This window comes from Micromonospora lacuserhaii (assembly GCF_036902735.1).
In the GTDB taxonomy this organism is placed as follows: Bacteria; Actinomycetota; Actinomycetes; order Mycobacteriales; family Micromonosporaceae; genus Micromonospora.
Genome location: NZ_JBAKHO010000107.1, coordinates 1 through 3,399, shown reverse-complemented (window position 1 = coordinate 3,399; position 3,399 = coordinate 1). Strand labels below are relative to the sequence as shown.

At 56.9% G+C, this 3,399-nt stretch carries 2 rRNA genes; both read left to right on the top strand.

The annotated features are described in order from the left end of the window. The first annotated feature begins 80 nt into the window (after positions 1-80). Positions 81-3,190: ribosomal RNA gene (locus tag V6U81_RS28820) — 23S ribosomal RNA — on the top strand. Positions 3,191-3,280: 90 nt separating this feature from the next. Then, positions 3,281-3,397: ribosomal RNA gene (rrf, locus tag V6U81_RS28815) — 5S ribosomal RNA — on the top strand. The last annotated feature ends 2 nt before the right edge of the window (positions 3,398-3,399 follow it).

Below are 3,399 nucleotides of genomic sequence, written 5' to 3'. Positions count from 1 at the left end.
GTCGGGTTTTGGTGTGGGGTGTTTCTGGTTGTGGGTTGGTCGTTTGTTGAGAATTGCACAGTGGACGCGAGCATCTTTGTGGTCAAGTTGTCAAGGGCGAACGGTGGATGCCTTGGCACCAGGAGCCGATGAAGGACGTGGGAGGCCGCGATAGGCCTGGGGGAGCTGTCAACCAAGCTGTGATCCCAGGGTGTCCGAATGGGGAAACCCGGCATCAGTCATGTGATGTCACCTGCACCTGAACACATAGGGTGTATGGGGGGAACGCGGGGAAGTGAAACATCTCAGTACCCGTAGGAAGAGAAAACAATTTAGTGATTCCGTGAGTAGTGGCGAGCGAAAGCGGATCGAGGCTAAACCGGCTGCGTGTGATACCTGTCAGGGGTTGCGTGGTCGGGGTTGTGGGACCCCGCTGGACGAGCTGACACTCGTTCGAGGAGTTACAAAGTCAGTGGCTAGCCGAATGGTGTGGAAAAGCCAACCGTAGTCGGTGATAGTCCGGTAGGTGAAAGTTGCTGACCTTCTGTGGGTGTTCCCGAGTAGCGGCGGACCCCTGAAATCTGCCGTGAATCTGCCAGGACCACCTGGTAAGCCTAAATACTTCCTGGTGACCGATAGCGGACAAGTACCGTGAGGGAATGGTGAAAAGTACCCCGGGAGGGGAGTGAAATAGTACCTGAAACCGTTCGCCTACAATCCGTCGGAGCCTTGCGGGGTGACGGCGTGCCTTTTGAAGAATGAGCCTGCGAGTTAGTGGCATGTGGCGAGGTTAACCCGTGAGGGGGAGCCGTAGCGAAAGCGAGTCTGAATAGGGCGATTCAGTCGCGTGTCCTAGACCCGAAGCGGAGTGATCTAGCCATGGGCAGGCTGAAGCGCGGGTAAGACCGCGTGGAGGGCCGAACCCACCAACGTTGAAAAGTTGGGGGATGACCTGTGGTTAGGGGTGAAAGGCCAATCAAACTCCGTGATAGCTGGTTCTCCCCGAAATGCATTTAGGTGCAGCGTCGCGTGTTTCTTGCCGGAGGTAGAGCACTGGATGGTCTAGGGGGCCCACAAGCTTACCGAAATCAGCCAAACTCCGAATGCCGGTAAGTGAGAGCGCGGCAGTGAGACTGCGGGGGATAAGCTTCGTAGTCGAGAGGGAAACAGCCCAGATCACCAGCTAAGGCCCCTAAGCGTGTGCTAAGTGGAAAAGGATGTGGGGTCGCATAGACAACCAGGAGGTTGGCTTAGAAGCAGCCACCCTTTAAAGAGTGCGTAATAGCTCACTGGTCAAGTGGTTCCGCGCCGACAATGTAGCGGGGCTCAAGCACACCGCCGAAGCTGTGGCATTCACATTTCAACCTCGCTGGGACTTGATTCCTTGTGCAGGTGTGTGGATGGGTAGGGGAGCGTCGTGCCGCGGGTGAAGCAGCGGGGTGACCCAGTTGTGGACGCGGCACGAGTGAGAATGCAGGCATGAGTAGCGAAAGAAGGGTGAGAAACCCTTCCGCCGGATGACCAAGGGTTCCAGGGCCAGGCTAATCCGCCCTGGGTGAGTCGGGACCTAAGGCGAGGCCGAGAGGCGTAGTCGATGGACAACGGGTTGATATTCCCGTACCCGCGAAAGAGCGACCCTGACGAACCTCGTTGTGCTAACCACCCGAACCGCGTGAGGTCTTCGGACCGAGTGTGGGGAGCGTGGGAACCTGGCGGGTAGTAGTCAAGCGATGGGGTGACGCAGGAAGGTAGCTGAGCCCGGCCGGTGGTTGTGCCGGGGTAAGCGTGTAGGCCGCACCATAGGCAAATCCGTGGTGCATGAAGGCTGAGACGTGATGCCGAGCCGATTCAGGTGAAGTCAGTGATCCTATGCTGCCGAGAAAAGCCTCTAGCGAGTTCTTAGCGGCCCGTACCCCAAACCGACACAGGTGGTCAGGTAGAGAATACCGAGGCGATCGGGCGAACTGTGGTTAAGGAACTCGGCAAATTGCCCCCGTAACTTAGGGAGAAGGGGGGCCGGAGACGTGAAGCCCCACGCGGGTGGAGCGTTGTATGGCCGCAGAGAGCAGGGGGAAGCGACTGTTTACTAAAAACACAGGTCCATGCGAAGAAGTAATTCGATGTATATGGACTGACGCCTGCCCGGTGCTGGAACGTTAAGGGGACCTGTTAGCTCTTCGGGGCGAAGCGGAGAACTTAAGCGCCAGTAAACGGCGGTGGTAACTATAACCATCCTAAGGTAGCGAAATTCCTTGTCGGGTAAGTTCCGACCTGCACGAATGGCGTAACGACTTCCCCACTGTCTCAACCACAGGCCCGGCGAAATTGCATTACGAGTAAAGATGCTCGTTACGCGCGGCAGGACGGAAAGACCCCGGGACCTTTACTATAGCTTGACATTGGTATCCGAATTAGCTTGTGTAGGATAGGTGGGAGCCGGTGAAGTCCATACGCCAGTATGGGTGGAGGCAATCTTGAAATACCACTCTGGTTGATTTGGGTATCTAACTTCGGACCGTTATCCGGTTCAGGGACAGTGTCTGGTGGGTAGTTTAACTGGGGCGGTTGCCTCCTAAAAGGTAACGGAGGCGCCCAAAGGTTCCCTCAGCCTGGTTGGCAATCAGGTGTTGAGTGCAAGTACACAAGGGAGCTTGACTGTGAGACTGACAGGTCGAGCAGGGACGAAAGTCGGGACTAGTGATCCGGCACTGGCATGTGGAAGCGGTGTCGCTCAACGGATAAAAGGTACCCCGGGGATAACAGGCTGATCTTCCCCAAGAGTCCATATCGACGGGATGGTTTGGCACCTCGATGTCGGCTCGTCGCATCCTGGGGCTGTAGCAGGTCCCAAGGGTTGGGCTGTTCGCCCATTAAAGCGGTACGCGAGCTGGGTTTAGAACGTCGTGAGACAGTTCGGTCCCTATCCGCCGTGCGCGTAGGATACTTGAGAAGGGCTGTCCCTAGTACGAGAGGACCGGGACGGACGAACCTCTGGTGTGCCAGTTGTCCCGCCAGGGGCACGGCTGGTTAGCTACGTTCGGAAGGGATAACCGCTGAAAGCATCTAAGCGGGAAGCCTGCTTCAAGATGAGGTATCCCACCATCTTCGGATGGGTAAGGCCCCCAGCTAGACGACTGGGTTGATAGGCCGGAAATGTAAGCCCGGTAACGGGTTCAGTTGACCGGTACTAATAGGCCGAGGACTTGACTACGAAGCTGCTACGCGTCCACTGTGCAACTCCCGACAAACGAACAATCAACCACACGAGTGTGTGTGGGGTTGTTTGTCAAGTCGATAGAGTTACGGCGGTCATGGCGGAGGGGAAACGCCCGGTAACATTCCGAACCCGGAAGCTAAGCCCTCCAGCGCCGATGGTACTGCACTCGGGAGGGTGTGGGAGAGTAGGACGCCGCCGGACAA